At 60.6% G+C, this 16667-nt stretch carries 20 protein-coding genes; 18 read left to right on the forward strand and 2 right to left on the reverse strand.

Annotated elements, in window-relative coordinates; genetic code table 11:
* The first annotated feature begins 568 nt into the window (after positions 1-568).
* The 5 genes from AC1D13_RS00480 to AC1D13_RS00500 all read left to right on the forward strand — a co-directional run bounded on the left by AC1D13_RS00480 (position 569) and on the right by AC1D13_RS00500 (position 4522).
* Positions 569-1723: an RluA family pseudouridine synthase gene (locus AC1D13_RS00480; RefSeq protein WP_477666232.1), complete on the forward strand. Its 1155-nt coding sequence runs from the start codon at positions 569-571 to the stop codon at positions 1721-1723.
* Positions 1720-2334, forward strand: a complete 615-nt coding sequence (locus tag AC1D13_RS00485; protein ID WP_457279397.1) for a hypothetical protein — start codon at positions 1720-1722, stop codon at positions 2332-2334. Before AC1D13_RS00480 ends, AC1D13_RS00485 begins: the two co-directional genes overlap by 4 nt.
* Before the next feature lie 66 nt (positions 2335-2400).
* Positions 2401-3060 carry an HAD family hydrolase gene (locus AC1D13_RS00490; protein WP_457279396.1) on the forward strand — a complete coding sequence of 220 codons (660 nt, stop codon included), beginning with the start codon at positions 2401-2403 and terminating at the stop codon, positions 3058-3060.
* A 7-nt stretch (positions 3061-3067) separates the two neighbouring features.
* Positions 3068-3442 (forward strand): Rieske (2Fe-2S) protein, encoded by a 375-nt coding sequence (locus AC1D13_RS00495; RefSeq protein ID WP_477647251.1) that lies wholly within the window; start codon positions 3068-3070, stop codon positions 3440-3442.
* Between the two features lie 21 nt (positions 3443-3463).
* On the forward strand, positions 3464-4522 hold the full coding sequence (locus tag AC1D13_RS00500; RefSeq protein ID WP_457279394.1) for a S49 family peptidase: 1059 nt from the start codon (positions 3464-3466) through the stop codon (positions 4520-4522).
* A 73-nt stretch (positions 4523-4595) separates the two neighbouring features.
* Here AC1D13_RS00500 and AC1D13_RS00505 read toward each other — a convergent pair whose 3' ends face one another.
* Together AC1D13_RS00505 and AC1D13_RS00510 are read right to left on the reverse strand one after the other, a co-directional pair.
* Positions 4596-5363 carry an SAM-dependent methyltransferase gene (locus AC1D13_RS00505; RefSeq protein WP_457279393.1) on the reverse strand — a complete coding sequence of 256 codons (768 nt, stop codon included), beginning with the start codon at positions 5361-5363 and terminating at the stop codon, positions 4596-4598.
* On the reverse strand, positions 5360-6007 hold the full coding sequence (locus AC1D13_RS00510; RefSeq protein ID WP_457279392.1) for a Maf family nucleotide pyrophosphatase: 648 nt from the start codon (positions 6005-6007) through the stop codon (positions 5360-5362). Before AC1D13_RS00510 ends, AC1D13_RS00505 begins: the two co-directional genes overlap by 4 nt.
* A 25-nt stretch (positions 6008-6032) precedes the next feature.
* Between AC1D13_RS00510 and AC1D13_RS00515 the strand changes: the two genes are divergently transcribed.
* From AC1D13_RS00515 to AC1D13_RS00575, 13 genes are all read left to right on the forward strand, one after another.
* Complete coding sequence (locus AC1D13_RS00515; RefSeq protein WP_457279391.1) at positions 6033-6587, forward strand: YceD family protein; 555 nt, start codon at positions 6033-6035, stop codon at positions 6585-6587.
* 239 nt (positions 6588-6826) lie between these two features.
* The gene (gene rpmF, locus AC1D13_RS00520; protein WP_007873878.1) at positions 6827-7009 is read left to right on the forward strand and encodes a 50S ribosomal protein L32; all 183 of its coding nucleotides are present in this window, start codon (positions 6827-6829) and stop codon (positions 7007-7009) included.
* 88 nt (positions 7010-7097) lie between these two features.
* A complete protein-coding gene (plsX, locus tag AC1D13_RS00525; protein ID WP_457279390.1) occupies positions 7098-8213 on the forward strand; it encodes a phosphate acyltransferase PlsX in 1116 nt (371 codons plus the stop codon).
* Entirely contained in the window at positions 8213-9190 is a 978-nt protein-coding gene (locus AC1D13_RS00530; protein ID WP_457279389.1) for a beta-ketoacyl-ACP synthase III, read from the forward strand. Before plsX ends, AC1D13_RS00530 begins: the two co-directional genes overlap by 1 nt.
* A gap of 44 nt (positions 9191-9234) precedes the next feature.
* A complete protein-coding gene (locus tag AC1D13_RS00535; protein ID WP_477666235.1) occupies positions 9235-10599 on the forward strand; it encodes a sialidase family protein in 1365 nt (454 codons plus the stop codon).
* A complete protein-coding gene (locus AC1D13_RS00540; RefSeq protein ID WP_477688759.1) occupies positions 10580-11221 on the forward strand; it encodes a hypothetical protein in 642 nt (213 codons plus the stop codon). Before AC1D13_RS00535 ends, AC1D13_RS00540 begins: the two co-directional genes overlap by 20 nt.
* 92 nt (positions 11222-11313) lie before the next feature.
* The gene (gene fabD, locus AC1D13_RS00545; RefSeq protein ID WP_477666237.1) at positions 11314-12264 is read left to right on the forward strand and encodes an ACP S-malonyltransferase; all 951 of its coding nucleotides are present in this window, start codon (positions 11314-11316) and stop codon (positions 12262-12264) included.
* On the forward strand, positions 12261-13007 hold the full coding sequence (gene fabG / locus AC1D13_RS00550) for a 3-oxoacyl-ACP reductase FabG (protein WP_457279385.1): 747 nt from the start codon (positions 12261-12263) through the stop codon (positions 13005-13007). The genes fabD and fabG overlap by 4 nt, the downstream gene beginning before the upstream one ends.
* 159 nt (positions 13008-13166) lie before the next feature.
* A complete protein-coding gene (gene acpP / locus AC1D13_RS00555; RefSeq protein ID WP_011484542.1) occupies positions 13167-13406 on the forward strand; it encodes an acyl carrier protein in 240 nt (79 codons plus the stop codon).
* Positions 13407-13488: 82 nt separating this feature from the next.
* Positions 13489-14733 (forward strand): beta-ketoacyl-ACP synthase II, encoded by a 1245-nt coding sequence (gene fabF / locus AC1D13_RS00560; RefSeq protein WP_457279384.1) that lies wholly within the window; start codon positions 13489-13491, stop codon positions 14731-14733.
* A 32-nt stretch (positions 14734-14765) separates the two neighbouring features.
* Positions 14766-15308 (forward strand): hypothetical protein, encoded by a 543-nt coding sequence (locus AC1D13_RS00565; protein WP_457279383.1) that lies wholly within the window; start codon positions 14766-14768, stop codon positions 15306-15308.
* The gene (gene rpoE / locus AC1D13_RS00570; protein ID WP_457279382.1) at positions 15305-15949 is read left to right on the forward strand and encodes an RNA polymerase sigma factor RpoE; all 645 of its coding nucleotides are present in this window, start codon (positions 15305-15307) and stop codon (positions 15947-15949) included. Before AC1D13_RS00565 ends, rpoE begins: the two co-directional genes overlap by 4 nt.
* A 92-nt stretch (positions 15950-16041) precedes the next feature.
* Positions 16042-16662 (forward strand): sigma-E factor negative regulatory protein, encoded by a 621-nt coding sequence (locus AC1D13_RS00575; protein WP_477689129.1) that lies wholly within the window; start codon positions 16042-16044, stop codon positions 16660-16662.
* Positions 16663-16667 lie beyond the last annotated feature (5 nt).

Below are 16667 nucleotides of genomic sequence, written 5' to 3' on the forward strand. Positions count from 1 at the left end.
TGCCCAAAATGGGCCAACGACGCCGGAGGGACGCAGTGCGAACTGGAGGAATTGCCGGAGAGCTTTTGACAGCGCGCGGCCGACCGAAGTGAATCGGTCAGCGACGTGGTCTGGGCGTAGGCGCGTGGATGGAGCGAGCAGGGGTCAAACGGGTGGTTGCTACAAAAAGAGTAGCTGCTTGCGCCCACTGTACAAGGGCTGGCGGCTGATTTATGCCAAAAGCAGGGCCCACGAATGTCGTGAGGCGCCGCAGGCACATATAAATCAGACTGACCAGTGTTGTCATCAGAGGGCTACCCGTTAAAGGACTTGATCTCGACTGGATCCGCATGCAGCCTGTTGTTCATGACTTGGGCTGCACACATGGTATTCCGTAGTGTTGTTCGCAAAACGTCGACTCTTCTACCGTGCAAAGACGCTCGCCGCGAGGTGCCTGGCACTCGTCGCTTGCGGGCAATTGCCGGCGTGGGCATCGACCTTCCAGCAAGGCTGCTTGTTTGCCTTTTCAGGGCCGGGGACTTGCGTGGACTAAACTCCAGACAAATCAACCACTTACAGCGCATCGCTAGTGAAACACATTATAGGGTCAGCAAAGGGCTTGGCAAGGAAACCCGGGAAAACACCGGTATGGCCGCCCGCAGCCGTGTCCGCGTCCACCCCGGCACCATCCAATCCCCAGGCGGCGGCCCCGGCTGCGCCGCAGGCCACGCTGGTGACGGTAGATGAAGACTATGCGGGCCAGCGCCTCGACAATTTCCTGATCCGCCAACTCAAGGGCGTGCCCAAAACCCATGTCTACCGCATCATCCGAAGCGGTGAAGTGAGGGTTAACAAGGGCCGGGCGCAGGCCGATACGCGGGTGGAGACCGGCGACATCGTGCGCCTGCCGCCGGTTCGCACCTCTGAGCGGGCCGGGCAAAAGGCCGAGGCCATGGCCCAGGAAATCGCCCGCCACGGCGCGAGTTCGACCACGGGCGGCTATGCGCCGTCCCGCGAATTCCCGATTCTTTTTGAGGACGACTTTGTGCTGGCCATCGACAAACCGGCCGGTGTGGCGGTGCACGGTGGCAGCGGCGTGAGCTTCGGCGTGATCGAACAGCTGCGCATGGCCAGGCCCGAAGCCGACTTTCTGGAGCTGGTGCACCGGCTGGACCGCGAAACCAGCGGCATCTTGCTGATCGCCAAGCGGCGCATGGCGCTCAAGCTGCTGCAGGAGCAGTTCCGGGAGCGCGAAACCGACAAGGTCTATCTGGCCCTCGTCGGAGGCGACTGGCCGGCCAATCACCGCGTGATCGACAAAGCGTTGCACAAGTATTTGTTGCCCGATGGCGAGCGGCGTGTGAAAGTGGTGCCCAACGACCACCCCGATGGCATGCGTTCGGTGACGCTGGTCAAGGTCAAGTCGGCTTTTCCCGCCAGTCTGCTGGCGCCCGCAACGCCCTTTACCTTGCTCGAAGTCACGATCAAGACCGGCCGCACCCACCAGATCCGCGTGCACCTGTCCAATGAAGGTCATCCGATTGCCGGCGACGACAAGTATGGCGACTTTGAACTGAACCGGGCGCTGCAGAGGTCCGCCCCGGGCACGGTATCGCTCAAACGCATGTTTCTGCACGCCTGGAGCCTGAAATTTAACCACCCCAAACTGCGCAAGGTCGTGCACCTGCAGGCGCCTTTGCCGCCTGAACTGCAACAGTTTTTACCGGCGCAGGTTTCTACATGATTCGCGGGGGCCCTGAAGCGCTTGGCTCAAACAGCGCAGCCAAGCCGATACGGGGAAAGTTCAGCGGCCTGGCCGCAACAGTGCTGATGTTTGTTTTTGCCGGTCCTGCCCTGTACGGTGTGGCGTATTACCTGGTGGCAGGTGAGCTGGGGCGCGGCGAATTCCGGTGGAGCGAAGTGCCCTCGGTCATCTTTTGGCCGCTTTTGACGGAGTTCATGTTCTGGGTGTCGTGGGGGAGTGTTGAAACGATGCTTCTGGTTCCGCTCCCCACCCTTTTGGCGGCCGCGGTTTTTTGGCTGTTGAACGGGCGGGTGATTCCTTCCTTGAACGCCGTGTCTGCATTTCGTTTTGTTGTTTCCAGATCGGCAATCTGCCTGGTGGTTTGTGTGTGCGCTTTTGTGGCCCTGAATCCGGGGACAGTGACACAAGGATGGGATGCGCTGTATTTTTACAACCCCCACAACCGGCATCCGTTCGACGACTCAGGGTGGGGGTTTCTTGAAAACTATGGACCGCTGTTCCATTTGACGGTGCTCGGCCTGGCAAGCGTCTTGTTGGGCGCAATTCACGGGTTCTCGTCGTGGTGGCTCCGTAAAAACCGGAACAATTGACGCCTGCATTTCAACGTTTGTCCATGTGCGCGCATAGGCCGGCCTTCCCTAAGACAATATATCCCCATGCAAACCCGAAATTTCGACCTGATCGCTTTCGATTGGGATGGCACGCTGTTTGATTCGACCAAAATCATCGTGCGCTGTATCCAGGCCGCAGTGCGTGATGTCGGCGGCACGGTCCCCACCGACAAGGAAGCCGGCTACGTCATCGGCCTGGGCCTCATGCAGGCACTGGCTCATGCGGCGCCTGATGTACCCCCTGAAAAGTATCCCCAACTGGGCGAGCGATACCGCCATCACTATGCCGCGCATTACGACGACTTGAGCCTGTTTGAGGGCGTGCTTCCCTTGCTCGACGCTTTGAAAGCGCGCGGTCACCTGCTCGCGGTGGCCACCGGCAAGTCGCGCCGCGGCCTTGACGAAGTACTGCGCACCGTAGAGCTCAAAGGCGTGTTCGACGGATCCCGCACGGCTGACGAGACGGCAGGCAAGCCCGATCCGCGCATGCTGCATGAGCTCATGGCGGAGTTCGGTATTCCCGCGGGGCGCGTGCTGATGGTGGGCGACACCACCCATGACCTCCAGATGGCGGTCAATGCTGCTTGTGCCAGTGTGGGGGTGAGTTATGGCGCGCATGAGCCGGACACATTTACCGCGCTGTCGCCGCGCCATGTCGCGCATTCGGTGCAGGAACTGCACGACTGGCTGCTGGCCAACGGGTAGCCTTTCGATGACGTCCACGGACCCCCGGCAAGCTTTGTGCAATAGCCGCGACCTGCTTGAAGGCGGGTTGGCGGTGCCGTTCGATGTCATTTATGCCGGGCAGACCTGCCGCGCCTTTGCGGTCCGTTACGAAGGAATGGTCCACGCGTATCTCAATCGCTGCACCCATGTCGCGATGGAGCTGGACTGGCAGCCCAACCGGGTGTTTGATGCCGGGGGGCAGTGGCTGTTATGCGCCAGCCATGGCGCCGTTTACCGTCCGGATACCGGCCTGTGCGCCGGCGGGCCTTGCCAGGGAGGGCTGGTCAAAATCGAGCTTTCAGAAATCGAAGGGGTTGTTTATTGGCATTCTGCTTACAACCTTAAACCGCTACAGTTCTAATACCTCTCTAAACTATCGCCCATGAACGACCCCCATCGCCCTGACCCTCCCATGGACTCTGATTCGTTGCGCGAATCTGATTTCCGGCCCAACCAGCCGGAGTCCCTTCCGCCTTATTCCCAGGCCAAAAAATCCGCCGCTGATCCTTCCGCCAGCCCCGGCTGGGAGCGCGCGACGCTTGAGAAACTGGCTTTTGCTGCGCTGAACGAGCAAAAGGCGACGCGACGCTGGAAAACCTTTGTGCGCCTGTCCTGGCTGGCGTTTTTCATCGCTCTGGTATGGATGGCACTACATCGCGGCACGCCTGCCAGCGATGCGACTGTTCCGCACACGGCCGTGGTGGAAATCAAGGGTGAAATCGCCGCGGGCGCCGACGCCAGCGCCGAGTTCGTCAACGCGGCGCTGCGTGCCGCCTTTGAAGACGAAGGCGCCAAGGCGGTCGTGCTGCTGATCAATTCGCCCGGCGGCAGCCCGGTGCAGGCCGGCATGATGAACGACGAAATCCTGCGCCTGAAGGCCAAGCACAAGAAGCCGGTTTACGCTGTGGTCGAAGAAACCTGTGCCTCGGCCGCTTATTACATCGCCGTCTCGGCCGACAAGATTTACGTCGACAAGGCCAGTATTGTGGGCAGCATCGGTGTGCTGATGGATGGTTTTGGCTTCACAGGCTTGATGGACAAACTGGGCGTGGAGCGCCGCTTGCTGACGGCCGGCGAAAACAAGGGATTTCTTGATCCGTTCAGCCCGCAAAGCGAAAAACAAAAGGTCTTTGCACAGGCCATGCTGGACCAGATCCACCAGCAGTTCATCGCGGTGGTCAAAGCCGGCCGCGGTAAACGCCTGAAGGAAACGCCCGAGATGTTCAGCGGCCTGTTCTGGAGCGGCCAGCAGGCGGTGGAACTGGGCCTGGCCGATCAGCTAGGCAACCTGGAGTATGTGGCCCGAGAAGTGGTCAAGACCGACGAGATCATTGACTACACCCGTCGCGACAATGTGGCCGAACGGCTGGCCAAGAAGTTTGGCGCGGCGATGGGCGAGGGTGCCATGAAGGCCTTCAAGGCGATCCCGGCGCTTCGCTAGGGCGACTTGAGAAGGCGATGGCCTTTGTCAAAAAGCCCGCTTCGCGCGGGCTCTTTTGTTCGTGTCTGGCGCTTTAGCGGCCGATACAGAAGACGGTTGGCAATTCCAGTGGCGCCTGGAGCTTGTCGCGTTTCCAGCCGCTGACCTGCGCGCTGCGGGACCAGCCTTTGGTCATTGTCAGGCCGCAGCTCAGCGCCAGCCGGGTGTTGCCCTGCAGCGTTTGCAGCAGTGACTGGAACAAGGCCGCGTTGCGATAGGGTGTTTCGATGAAGAGCTGGGTCTGGCCGGATTTGAGCGCCAGGGATTCCAGTTCCCGGATGCGCTGGACGCGCTCGGCCGGTGCCTGCGGCAAATACCCGGCAAACGCAAAATGCTGGCCGTTCAGGCCGCTCGCTGCCAGCGCCAGCATCAGCGACATCGGGCCCGTCAGCGGCACAACCTCCAGCCCCAGGTCATGGGCGGCGCGTACCACTGAGGATCCGGGATCGGCAATGGCAGGCATGCCGGCTTCGCTGACCAGGCCCATGTCGCGGCCTTCCACGGCCGCCATCAACAGGGGGCGCGCGTCGAAGTTGCCGGTATGGTCGCCTTTTTTGTGAACCTCCCGTGGCAGCTCCTGGATTTGCTGCGACTGCAGCGGCGCGCTGAGCGGCTGCAGCGCGTCGATACGCTTGAGGTAGGCGCGCGTGCTTTTGGCGTTTTCGCAGATCCAGCAGGAGAGCCTGGCGGCGATTTGCACGGTGCCCAGCGGCATGACATCCTGCAGAGGGGCAAGGTCGTCGCAGCCGAAGTCGAGCGGCGCGGGCACCAGGTAAAGTTTCCCTTTCGCTGCGCCGCTCATGGCTGGCTCCCGTAGGCTGAAAGCAGCCTCACGCCTGCGGCTTCGATGAGCCTGCAGGTGCGGATCAGCGGCAAGCCGATCAGCGCAGTCGGGTCGTCGTTGTCGATCGATTCAAGCAGTGCAATGCCGAGGCCTTCGCTTTTGGCGCTGCCCGCGCAATCGTACGGTTGCTCGGTGCGCAGGTAGTTTTCAATTTCGTCATCCGTCAGCGCGCGGAATTTCACCCTCACTGCGGCCAGGCTTTGCGCTTCATAGCCGCTGTCCAGGCACACGACGGCCACAGCCGTCTGAAAAATGACGGTTTGCCCTCGCATCCTGCGGAGCTGGGCGACGGCTTTTTCGTGGGTGCCCGGCTTGCCGAGCGGCTGGCCGTCGAGGTCGGCGACCTGGTCGGAACCGATGACAACCGCGCCGGGAAATGCCGCAGCAACAGCCCGGGCCTTGGCCAGGGCCAGCCGCTCGGCCAGGGGGCCAGGGAGCTCGCCGGCATGGGGCGTTTCGTCCACGTCGGGCGCGACCACCTCAAACGGGATATGCAGCCGCTGCAGCAATTCCCGGCGATAGCGGGAGGTCGAACCCAAAATCAGGGGGCGGTCTTGTCCGGTGTGTCCGGAGATTGCGGCGAGGTCGGGGGCGGGGTTCATGCCTTGATTCTCTTACACTGCACTCATGTCCAGATCCCTGCAGCCCAACCGACTCAACATGACCGCTTTCGCCCAGGATGGCGTAGCGCTTTCCGAGACTACTTTGCTACGAAATATGGAGCGCCTTGCGCACGAAGCGCAAGGGCTACAGGCCGATTCGGCGGTGAAATGGCAGGCGGTCGGCGAGCTACGCCCGCGCCCGGGCGCTGAAGACGACGTATGGTTGCATCTGACGGCCGAGGCCGTGGTGCCTTTGACCTGCCAGCGCTGCATGGGTGTGGTTGCCACACCTGTAGAGGTCGACCAGTGGTACCGCTTTGTGGCCAATGAAGACATCGCCATGGCCGAGGACGACCAGTCTGAAGAAGACTTGCTGGTGATGGCGCCCCAGTTCGATTTGCTCGCTGTGCTGGAAGATGAATTGCTGATGGCCCTGCCGCTGGTGCCCATGCATGAGGTGTGCCCTGTCGCGCCCAAACTGCAGGCGGGCGACCTTGGTGACAATGCAGATTCGGTGGGCGAGGTTGGTGAAAAACCCAATCCCTTTGCGGTTCTGGCGCAGCTTAAAGCAAAAAAGTAGTAATTTAGAATTACTTATTTCTCAGGTAAAACTCCTAGATTTGTCGGCATTTCACCAGTCGCGGGTTGAGGTGATGAAATTTGTCTCGCATCGAGCTATAATCAAAGGCTTCGCGTACCAATGCGATGAATACGGTGACATGGCGTTTAGACCGCCTTGGGCCGATATTCAGGTCCAGCTGTCTGAACTCGGATTTTGGTGCGTAATTTACCAACCTTACACCCCATCAGGAGCGGATCATGGCCGTCCAGCAGAACAAAAAGTCACCTTCGAAGCGCGGCATGCACCGCTCGCACAACGCACTCACCGTGCCAGGCATTGCCGTGGAATCCACCACCGGCGAAACCCACCTGCGCCACCACATCAGCCCTACCGGTTTTTACCGTGGCCGCAAGGTGCTGAAAACCAAATCCGAAGCGTAATTCCACGCTTTGAGCATGGGCCCGCACTCATCCTGCGGGCCTTTCTTTTGCCTGAATTCCACTCTCTCTTGACTGCACCGGTCGCCCCATGATCAGGATCGCTGTCGATGCCATGGGCGGCGATATCGGCCCAGCCGTCACGCTCCCGGCCAGCCTGGCATTTCTGGATGGCCATCCGGATGCTGCTGTGGTGCTGGTCGGCCAGCCTGAAGTCCTCGCGGGGCACCCGTTGTACCCCCGCCTTCAGGTCCATCCGCGCTGCCAGATCGTTCCGGCCAGCGAGATCGTCACCATGGACGATCCCATCGAGATCGCCTTGCGGCGCAAGAAGAACTCCTCGATGCGGGTCGCGATGAACCAGGTCAAGGATGGTGTGGCCCAAGCGGCCGTATCGGCCGGCAATACCGGCGCCTTGATGGCCATTGCCCGCTACGTCCTCAAAACCCTGGAGGGCATAGACCGTCCGGCCATTGCTACCCAGCTGCCCAATGCCTTGGGTGGCGCCACCACGGTGCTGGACCTGGGTGCCAATGTCGATTGCACCGAAGATCACCTGCTGCAGTTTGCCGTGATGGGATCCGCCCTGGTGGCAGCCATCACCAGCAACCCCACGCCCAGTGTCGGCCTGCTCAATATTGGCGAAGAAGCGATAAAAGGCAGTGAAATTATCAAAAAAGCCGGTGAGTTGTTGCGTTCTGCGTCTAATTCCGGTGATTTGAATTTTTACGGGAATGTCGAAGGTAACGATATTTTCAAGGGAACGACCGATATCGTCGTCTGTGACGGTTTTGTGGGCAACGTCGCGCTCAAGGCTAGTGAAGGTCTTGCAAGCATGATCGGGGGCTTCATAAAGGCTGAGTTTTCCCGCAATATCTTGACAAAAATTGCGGCCATCATTGCCTATCCGGTGCTAACTGCGTTTAAAAATCGAGTTGACCACAGGCGGTACAACGGCGCCGCCTTGCTCGGTCTGCAAGGCCTGGTTTTCAAAAGCCACGGCTCAGCGGACGCCTTTGCTTTTGAGACGGCGCTGAATCGGGCTTATGATGCGGCTCGGAACAATTTGCTTGAGAGAGTGCGCGAACGCATAGCCCATGCGGCCCCTTTGCTGGTGGCAGCGCAGGCGGCGCCCCCTGCTGATGCGCCCGTCGACACCCCTTCAATGTCAGTTGACTCAGCAGTCTCAACACCGGCCACTTATTAATGACCCGTTACTCACGCATCACCGGCACCGGTAGTTATTTGCCGCCGCGCCGACTGACCAATGCCGAACTGGCCGCCGACCTGGCGACCCGGGGTGTGGAAACCTCCGATGAATGGATTGTGGAGCGCACCGGCATCCGGGCCCGCCACTTTGCCGCGTCCGACGTGACCAGCAGCGATCTGGGTGTAGAAGCCGCCAAAAATGCACTGCAGGCTGCGGGTCTGCAGGCTGCGGACATCGACCTCATCATCGTGGCGACCTCGACCCCGGACATGGTGTTTCCCTCGGCGGCCTGCATTTTGCAGAACAAACTGGGCATCGCCGGTTGCCCGGCCTTTGACGTGCAAGCTGTGTGCAGCGGATTCGTCTATGCATTGACCGTGGCTGACGCCATGATCCGCACCGGTTCGGCCAGCAAGGCGCTGGTGATCGGTGCGGAAGTGTTCTCGCGCATCCTGGACTTTTCAGACCGGACCACCTGTGTGCTTTTTGGCGACGGCGCCGGCGCCGTGGTGCTCGAGGCCTCGGACACGCCCGGCATTCTTGCCAGCGACCTGCATGCCGACGGCAAGCATGTCGGCATCCTGTGTGTGCCGGGCAATGTCTCGGGTGGTCAGATCCTGGGCGACCCCTTGCTCAAGATGGATGGCCAAGCCGTGTTCAAGCTGGCTGTGGGCGTGCTCGAAAGCGCCGCGCGCGCTACGCTGGCAAAAGCCAACATGACCGATGCCGACATCGACTGGCTGATTCCACACCAGGCCAACATCCGCATCATGCAGAGCACGGCCAAAAAACTGAAGATGCCGCTCGAGAAGCTGATTGTCACCGTCGACCAGCATGGAAACACCTCCGCGGCTTCTATCCCGCTCGCGCTGGATGTGGCCGTGCGCAGCGGCAAGATCCAAAAAGGCGACACCCTCATGCTCGAAGGCGTGGGCGGCGGCTTTACCTGGGGTGCGGTGCTTCTCAACTATTGAGTGGCTCCCACCCATCTGCCAGGCTTTCACAGACAGGTGGGCATTTGAATTTCAGACCGTCCGGTGCATGGGATCGCCTTGCAGCAGCCTTGCTGGTGCTGGCTTTTGCCTTGGCTGGATGGAAAATCCTGCAGCGCCCACCGGCCACCCCTTTTGCGGCATTGGCGGCCAGCCCTTCGGCTGGTGCCGTCAAATCCGTGCCACGCACCGGCTTGCCGGCGCAGCAGATTTCGCCGGACGGCCGCTTTCGTTTTGATGCGCAATTTGTCTCATCTTCTCCCGGCCAGGCCGTGCATGCGGCCTCCCTCGTGGAGTTGCGTGATGGCCGCTTGCGCGCGGTCTGGTTTTCGGGCTCGCGCGAAGGCGCGGGGGATGTCACCATCCAGACCGCAGTGATGGACCCCGCCAGCCTGCGCTGGAGCGCAGAAAGCACGTTGTTCAACCGTCAAACACTTCAGCAGGGCCTGTGGCGCTATGTCAAGAAACTGGGCAATCCGGTGATTGCTCGCGCGCCCGATGGCTCACTCTGCCTGTGGATGGTCAACGTTTCATTGGGCGGATGGGCGGGCAGCTCCATCAGCTGGGCGCGTTCCACGGATGAAGGCGCGACCTGGAGCATGCCACGCCGCCTGGTGACGTCGCCCTTCCTGAACATCAGTACGCTGGTCAAAGGAGCACCCGTCAGCTTTGAAAGCGGCGAGACCGGCTTGCCGGTGTACCACGAGTTCGTCACCAAATTCGGCGAAGTCCTGCGCATCAACGCTCTGGGCCAGGTCATCGACAAAGTTCGCGTTCCCGGTAGCCGCACCGGTTTGCAGCCGGTGGTGCTGGTTTCGGGGCCAGAGAAGGCGCAGGTCTATATGCGCTCAGGCAATGCCACGGCGCTGATGGTTTCAGATACCACGGATGCCGGCAAGACCTGGTCGCGCGCGTCTGCAAGCATCTGGCCCAATCCGGACTCCGCTGTGGCCGGCGTCGTGACGAACATCGGCACGCAATGGCTGGCCCTGAACCCGGCGCCCCGAAATCGCGAAATGCTGGCCTTGCTGAAAACAGAGGCGGGCGGCTCGTTTGATGGGGTGGCGCCATGGATCGTGGAGTCGTCCGCCAATCCGCAGTCGCGCACGTCCCTCATTGACTATGAGCGCCTGCTGACTCAGGAGCTCAAAGCCCGCGGCGCGAGCGACGGCGAAGCCCAGTCCTATGTAGCCAGTGCCAGGCGCCAGTTGTGCGGCGACCAGAGCTGCTCCCAGGAATTTTCTTATCCTTACTTGCTGCAAACCCGCGACGGCTACCTGCATCTCGTCTATACCTGGCATCGCACGCGCATCAAGCACGTGCGGCTGGACCCCCTGCAAACCCTCCAGGCCGCGCAAGCGGCGACCGGCCATGCTTCCTCCGGCAAATGATCTGATCGCCTTGCTCGGCATTGATCTGGCGCTCAGCGCCGGCTGTCTGCGGCTGCTGGGCTGGCGGCGTGGCGTCGGGCCGTGGGGCAAGTTTGCTACTGCTGCGGTGTTTGTACTTCTGTGGTGCCCGGTGGGGCCGGCCCGTTTACCGCTCGTGGCCTATGTGCGCGGCATCAGCTCGGACCTGAGCATTTCTTTGGTAGCACTCGCCTGCCTGGGCATGTACCAGCGCCTGTCGGGCGTCCGCTTGACGGATACCCGCGAGTGCATGCTGGTGAGTGTTGTCCTGGCTGTGGGCGCATTGTTCTTGTACCCGCTGGCCCTGGGCTGGGGTGACTGGGATGCCTACCGGCTCGGCTGGGGTTCGCCAGTTCTCTGGGCGGCGCTTCTGGCGCTGTCGCTGGCATGCTGGGCCAGCGGATTTCGTTTGCTGCCCGTGCTGATCGCTCTGGCTTTACTGGCCTGGGCTGCGGGGTCGCTGGAGTCCACCAATTTGTGGGACTACCTGATAGACCCCTGGCTGGCCGTTGCGGCTATCTATCAGTGCGTCAAATCGGCTGTCGGATGGGGTTTTGCAAGGCTGCGTGGTGCGCACAATGGCGCTATACCGTCGTCAGCCTGACAGACTGTGCTTCAAAAAATGACTGTTCATCTTCTTAAAATGCATGCGGATGCTTTTCGGCGACCCAAGAATTCGACCCATGGAGTAATCATTTGAAATCGTTTGCTATTGTTTTTCCCGGCCAGGGCTCGCAGTCGGTCGGCATGCTGGACGCCTGGGGCGACCATCCGGTGGTTGCGCAGACGTTGGCCGAAGCCTCCGAGGCGCTGGGCGAGGATGTCGGCCGGCTGATCAAGGACGGCCCCAAGGACGCGCTGGCGCTGACCACGAACACGCAGCCTGTCATGCTGGTCGCCGGTGTGGCGGCTTACCGTGCCTGGATGGCCGAAACCGGTACCGCGCCGGCCGCCGTCGCGGGTCACTCGCTGGGCGAATACTCTGCTCTGGTGGCCTCGGGTGTGCTGACACTCGCGCAAGCCGCGCCGTTGGTGCGCTTTCGTGCGCAGGCCATGCAGGACGCCGTACCGGTCGGCATAGGCGCGATGGCGGCCATTCTGGGCATGGAAGCCTCCAAAGTGATTGAAGGCTGTGCCGAGGCCGCGCGCAGCTTCGGGGCCAACACCACCGAAGTGGTCGAAGCCGTCAATTTCAACGATCCGATGCAGACCGTCATCGCGGGCAGCAAGGCTGCGGTTGAGAAAGCCTGCGAAGTGCTCAAGGCCAACGGTGCCAAGCGCGCCTTGCCCCTGCCGGTGTCGGCTCCCTTCCACTCCAGCCTGATGAAGCCCGCGGCCGAGAAGCTGCGCGAAAAGCTGGCCGCCGTCGAGTTCGCAGCGCCGAAAATCCCGGTCATCAACAACATCGAGGTAGCCGTCGAGACTGACGCTGACCGCATTCGCGCGGCGCTGTACGGGCAGGCTTTCGGCCCCGTGCGTTGGGTGGAATGCGTGCAGGCCATCAAGGCACGCGGCCTCACGACGCTGGTCGAGTGCGGGCCTGGCAAGGTGCTGGCCGGCATGGCCAAAAGAATCGATCCCGAATTGACGGGTGTCCCCCTGTTTGATCCCGCCTCCCTGGCGGAAGTGAAGGAGTTACTGGCATGAGCGAAGTCAAGTTTGAAGGCCAGGTCGCACTGGTCACCGGCGCATCGCGCGGTATTGGCGCGGCCATTGCGCTGGAGCTGGCCCAAAAAGGCCTCAAAGTGATAGGCACGGCGACCAGCGATGAAGGCGCGGCCAAAATCGGCCAGGCCCTTGCGGCTTTTCCGGGTTGCGCCGGCAAAAACCTGAATGTGAACGACGTTACCGCCGCCGAAGCGCTGATCGACGCCATCGTCAAGGAGCACGGTGGCCTGCAGGTGCTGGTCAACAACGCGGGCATCACACGCGACATGCTGGCAATGCGGCTCAAGGATGACGATTGGGATGCGGTGCTGGACACCAACCTCAAGGCCGTGTTCCGCATGAGCCGCGCCGTGATGCGCACCATGATGAAGCAGCGCTACGGCCGCATCATCAGCATCACATCCGTCGTTGGTGCCTCGGGCAACGCGGGCCAATCCAATTACGCGGCGGCCAAGGCCGGCGTGGCCGGCATGACGCGCGCACTGGCTCGCGAGCTCGGCTCGCGTAACATCACTGTCAATTGCGTGGCGCCAGGCTTTATCGAGACCGACATGACCGCCGGATTGCCGGAAGAGCAGCAAAAAGCACTTTTGGGGCAGATCCCGCTGGGCCATCTTGGCAAACCGCAAGACATTGCGCACGCTGTGGCCTTTGTGGCAAGTCCACAGGCGGCCTACATCACAGGCCAGGAGATTCACGTCAACGGCGGCATGTATATGTAGCTCTTGAAACGTCAGCCCTGCAGTTTCATGAAAACAGCGGGCTGAGAGTGGTAAAACACGGGAAATCGAAGCCGGTTTTTATCCGTCCGGCGCGGTGCTTAGGGAAACGACTCTAACGCGGTAAAATCACGGATTAATTTACAACCCTCAGAGGGAACTATGAGCGATATCGAAGCACGTGTTAAGAAAATCATTGCCGAACAACTCGGCGTGGAAGAAGGCCAGGTCACCAGCGAAAAAGCCTTTGTGGCCGATCTGGGCGCTGACTCCCTTGACACCGTAGAACTGGTTATGGCTCTGGAAGACGAGTTCGGCATTGAGATTCCCGACGAAGACGCCGAGAAGATCACCACTGTCCAGAACGCGATTGACTACGCAAACACCCATCAAAAGGCTTGAGGCAAGGCTTTCGCCTGCCTCCGCCGTCATCAAGCCTGAAAAGTCATTCCAGGGCTTTTCGGGTTCTTCTCAGGATTTTTGAATGAGCCGTCGTCGTGTCGTCGTGACAGGTCTGGGTTGTGTCAGCCCGGTAGGTAATACCGTGGCTGAATCCTGGGCCAATCTGATTGCCGGTGTACCCGGAATTGATCTGATCACGCAGTTTGATGCAAGCAACTTTGCCTGCAAATTTGCCGGTGAGGTCAAAGGCTTCAATATCGCGGATTACATTCCCGAAAAAGAAGCGCGGCACATGGATCGCTTCATTCATCTGGGTCTGGCTGCAGCTTTCCAGGCGGTGGCCGACAGCGGCTTGCCGACGGGCGAGGCGCTAGACGGCGAACTGGCGACCCGCATTGGCTGCAATATCGGTTCGGGCATCGGCGGTTTGCCGATGATCGAGCAAATGCATTCCGAGCTGGTCAATCGCGGCCCGCGCCGGGTGTCTCCGTTTTTTGTACCTGCCTCGATCATCAACATGATTTCCGGGCATGTATCCATCAAATTCGGCTTTAAAGGCCCCAACGTTGCGGTCGTAACGGCCTGCACGACCGGACTTCATGCCATCGGCCTGTCGGCGCGCATGATTGAATATGGCGATTGCGACGTGATGGTGGCCGGTGGCGCTGAGTCCTGCGTCTCTCCGCTGGGCGTAGGCGGCTTTGCCGCAGCGCGTGCCCTGTCCACCCGCAACGAAGACCCGAAAACAGCATCTCGCCCTTGGGACAAGGACCGTGATGGTTTTGTGCTGGGTGAGGGCGGCGGTGTGCTGGTTCTCGAAGAGTACGAGCATGCCAAAGCGCGCGGCGCCAGAATTTATGCTGAACTGACCGGGTTCGGCATGAGCGCAGACGCATATCACATGACAGCGCCCGATGTCGACGGACCGCGCCGCTCCATGGTCATGGCGTTGAAGAACGCAGGTGTCAATGCCGACGAAGTCCAGTACCTCAACGCGCATGGCACGTCCACACCGCTGGGCGACCTGAACGAGACAAACGCCGTCAAGGCTGCGTTCGGCAGCCACGCTAAAAACATGGTGGTCAGCTCGACCAAATCCATGACGGGTCACCTTTTGGGCGGCGCCGGCGGCATTGAGTCGGTGTTTACGGTGCTTTCGCTGTATCACCAGAAAATTCCGCCGACCATCAATATCTTCAACCAGGATCCCGAGTGCGACCTGGACTACTGTGCCAATACCGCGCGTGACGCAAAAATCGAGGTTGCCGTCAAAAACAATTTCGGGTTCGGCGGCACCAACGGTACGCTGGTCTTCAAGCGCGCCTGATTTCCCGGCTCACGCACGTCCAACAGCCTGCCTTGAGCCTGCACAACGCCCCGCCGGTTGTTTATCCGCTGGGGCGTTCGCGTTTTCTGGGTACTCTTTTGTTGGGTTTATGGCTGTCCGGGCTGCTTTTAGCCATGCTCTGGTATTTCAATGGAAACCGTCAGCTGGATTGGCGCATCGGCCTGGCACTTACTGCCGCGTTAGGCGCTGGTGTGGCAGCACATATTGGTTGGCGAAATTCTCCGGCGGGCCACTTGGCATGGGATGGCGAAGTGTGGCGCTGGGAGGGCCCGGGTTACCAGGCGGGCGTTGCCGAATATGAGCTTTCAGTCCTTGCCGATTTTCAGCACTATTTACTGCTTCGGCTTGAAAATTCTGTTCACGCACGGCTGTGGCTTTGGGTGGAGCGCGGTGTCATGCCGGAGCGATGGCTGGACCTGCGCCGGGCGGTCTACTCGCCGCACAAGTCATCTTCCACCTTATCGCCGCACGATTTTCTGCCGGCAGAACCCGTGCCGGCTGTGGCAGTATCGGGGTCTATGCGCCCAGTTGAAGTCACGTCACAAAACCCATGAGCGCTGACCTGCCTCCGCCGCAACTGGAAAAAGCAACCGACAGCGATGCCATGCTGGTGGAGCGCACCGTTGCAGGCGACCAGAAGGCATATGAGCTGCTGGTCATCAAATACCAGCGGCGCATCCAGCGCCTGATAGGCCGTATGGTGCGCGATGTGGACCTGGTGGAAGATATCGCCCAGGAAACGTTCATCCGCGCCTACAGGGCCCTGGCGCAGTTCAGGGGCGAGGCCCAGTTCTACACATGGCTTTACCGGATTGCGGTGAATACCGCCAAAAAGGCCCTGATGGACCTTAAACGGGATCCAACCGTCTCTGAAAACTCCTTTAAATCGGGCCAAAGCGATGAAAGCGATGAAACTTCCCCGCTTGAAAACGAACTAACAAGCTCGGAAACGCCGGAAGCCGTGCTGGCCACCAAGGAAATTGCGGAAATCATCAATGCCGCCATGGAAGCCTTGCCTGAGGAGCTTCGCCAGGCCATTACCCTGCGTGAAATAGAAGGGCTGAGCTACGAAGAGATTTCAGAGGCGATGGATTGCCCCATCGGTACAGTGCGGTCACGTATTTTCAGGGCGCGCGAGGCAATTTCGCAGAAGGTGAAACCGTTGCTGGAAAACCAGAGCGGCAAGCGCTGGTGAAGTCGCAGCACCCAGGAGCCATCCATGAACCCACGAATCAGACCCCGTATTTTGAGCCTTTCAAAACGGCAGTTCCGCTGCCCACGAACATGATGAAACCGTCAATGCAAACCAGCGAACTCATGTCTGCCTTGGCCGATGGCCAATTGGACGGGGACGAACTTGTGGCTGCACTCGATGCCAGCCGGCGCGATGATTCAGCGGTCGCCGCCTGGGACGCCTATCACCTGATTGGCGATGCCTTGCGGTCGCCTGCGCTTCGGACCAAAGGGGCGGACATGGCCTTTTTGGCGCGCCTGAACCAGCGCCTTGCCCAGGAAACCCCGGCCGGTTCGAGTTTTCATCCTGCTGCTCCGGCTCTGGATGTTGTTCAGGTACCCGTGCAAGCAATGTCTCAACCGCATGGCGAAGCCGCCAATGACAGCGATTTCCGCTGGAAGCTGGTAGCAGGATTTGCCTCACTCGCCGCGGTGGCTGCCATTGCGTGGAATGCCTCTGGCTTGCTGGCATCCGGCTCGGCGCCGCAGCTTGCCCAGGCGCCACTGTCACAACAGGTGTTGGTTGCTTCGCCCCAAGGCCCAATGGTGCGGGATGCCCGGCTGGAGGAACTGCTGGCTGCGCACAAGCAGCTGGGGGGCACATCGGCCCTGCAGGAGCCCTCGGGCTTCTTGCGCAATGCCACCTTTGAAACGCCGCAAAATGCAGGACGCTGAGCGGG

The organism is Polaromonas sp. P1_E12, from assembly GCF_056405975.1.

Coding starts and splice junctions, on each gene's coding strand:
- AC1D13_RS00485 (WP_457279397.1), top strand. CDS start 1,720: ATGATTCGCGGGGGCCCTGAAGCGCTTGGCTCAAACAGCGCAGCCAAG.
- AC1D13_RS00490 (WP_457279396.1), top strand. CDS start 2,401: ATGCAAACCCGAAATTTCGACCTGATCGCTTTCGATTGGGATGGCACG.
- AC1D13_RS00495 (WP_477647251.1), top strand. CDS start 3,068: ATGACGTCCACGGACCCCCGGCAAGCTTTGTGCAATAGCCGCGACCTG.
- AC1D13_RS00500 (WP_457279394.1), top strand. CDS start 3,464: ATGAACGACCCCCATCGCCCTGACCCTCCCATGGACTCTGATTCGTTG.
- AC1D13_RS00505 (WP_457279393.1), bottom strand. CDS start 5,363: ATGAGCGGCGCAGCGAAAGGGAAACTTTACCTGGTGCCCGCGCCGCTC.
- AC1D13_RS00510 (WP_457279392.1), bottom strand. CDS start 6,007: ATGAACCCCGCCCCCGACCTCGCCGCAATCTCCGGACACACCGGACAA.
- AC1D13_RS00515 (WP_457279391.1), top strand. CDS start 6,033: ATGTCCAGATCCCTGCAGCCCAACCGACTCAACATGACCGCTTTCGCC.
- rpmF (WP_007873878.1), top strand. CDS start 6,827: ATGGCCGTCCAGCAGAACAAAAAGTCACCTTCGAAGCGCGGCATGCAC.
- plsX (WP_457279390.1), top strand. CDS start 7,098: ATGATCAGGATCGCTGTCGATGCCATGGGCGGCGATATCGGCCCAGCC.
- AC1D13_RS00530 (WP_457279389.1), top strand. CDS start 8,213: ATGACCCGTTACTCACGCATCACCGGCACCGGTAGTTATTTGCCGCCG.
- AC1D13_RS00540 (WP_477688759.1), top strand. CDS start 10,580: ATGCTTCCTCCGGCAAATGATCTGATCGCCTTGCTCGGCATTGATCTG.
- fabG (WP_457279385.1), top strand. CDS start 12,261: ATGAGCGAAGTCAAGTTTGAAGGCCAGGTCGCACTGGTCACCGGCGCA.
- acpP (WP_011484542.1), top strand. CDS start 13,167: ATGAGCGATATCGAAGCACGTGTTAAGAAAATCATTGCCGAACAACTC.
- fabF (WP_457279384.1), top strand. CDS start 13,489: ATGAGCCGTCGTCGTGTCGTCGTGACAGGTCTGGGTTGTGTCAGCCCG.
- rpoE (WP_457279382.1), top strand. CDS start 15,305: ATGAGCGCTGACCTGCCTCCGCCGCAACTGGAAAAAGCAACCGACAGC.
- AC1D13_RS00575 (WP_477689129.1), top strand. CDS start 16,042: ATGAAACCGTCAATGCAAACCAGCGAACTCATGTCTGCCTTGGCCGAT.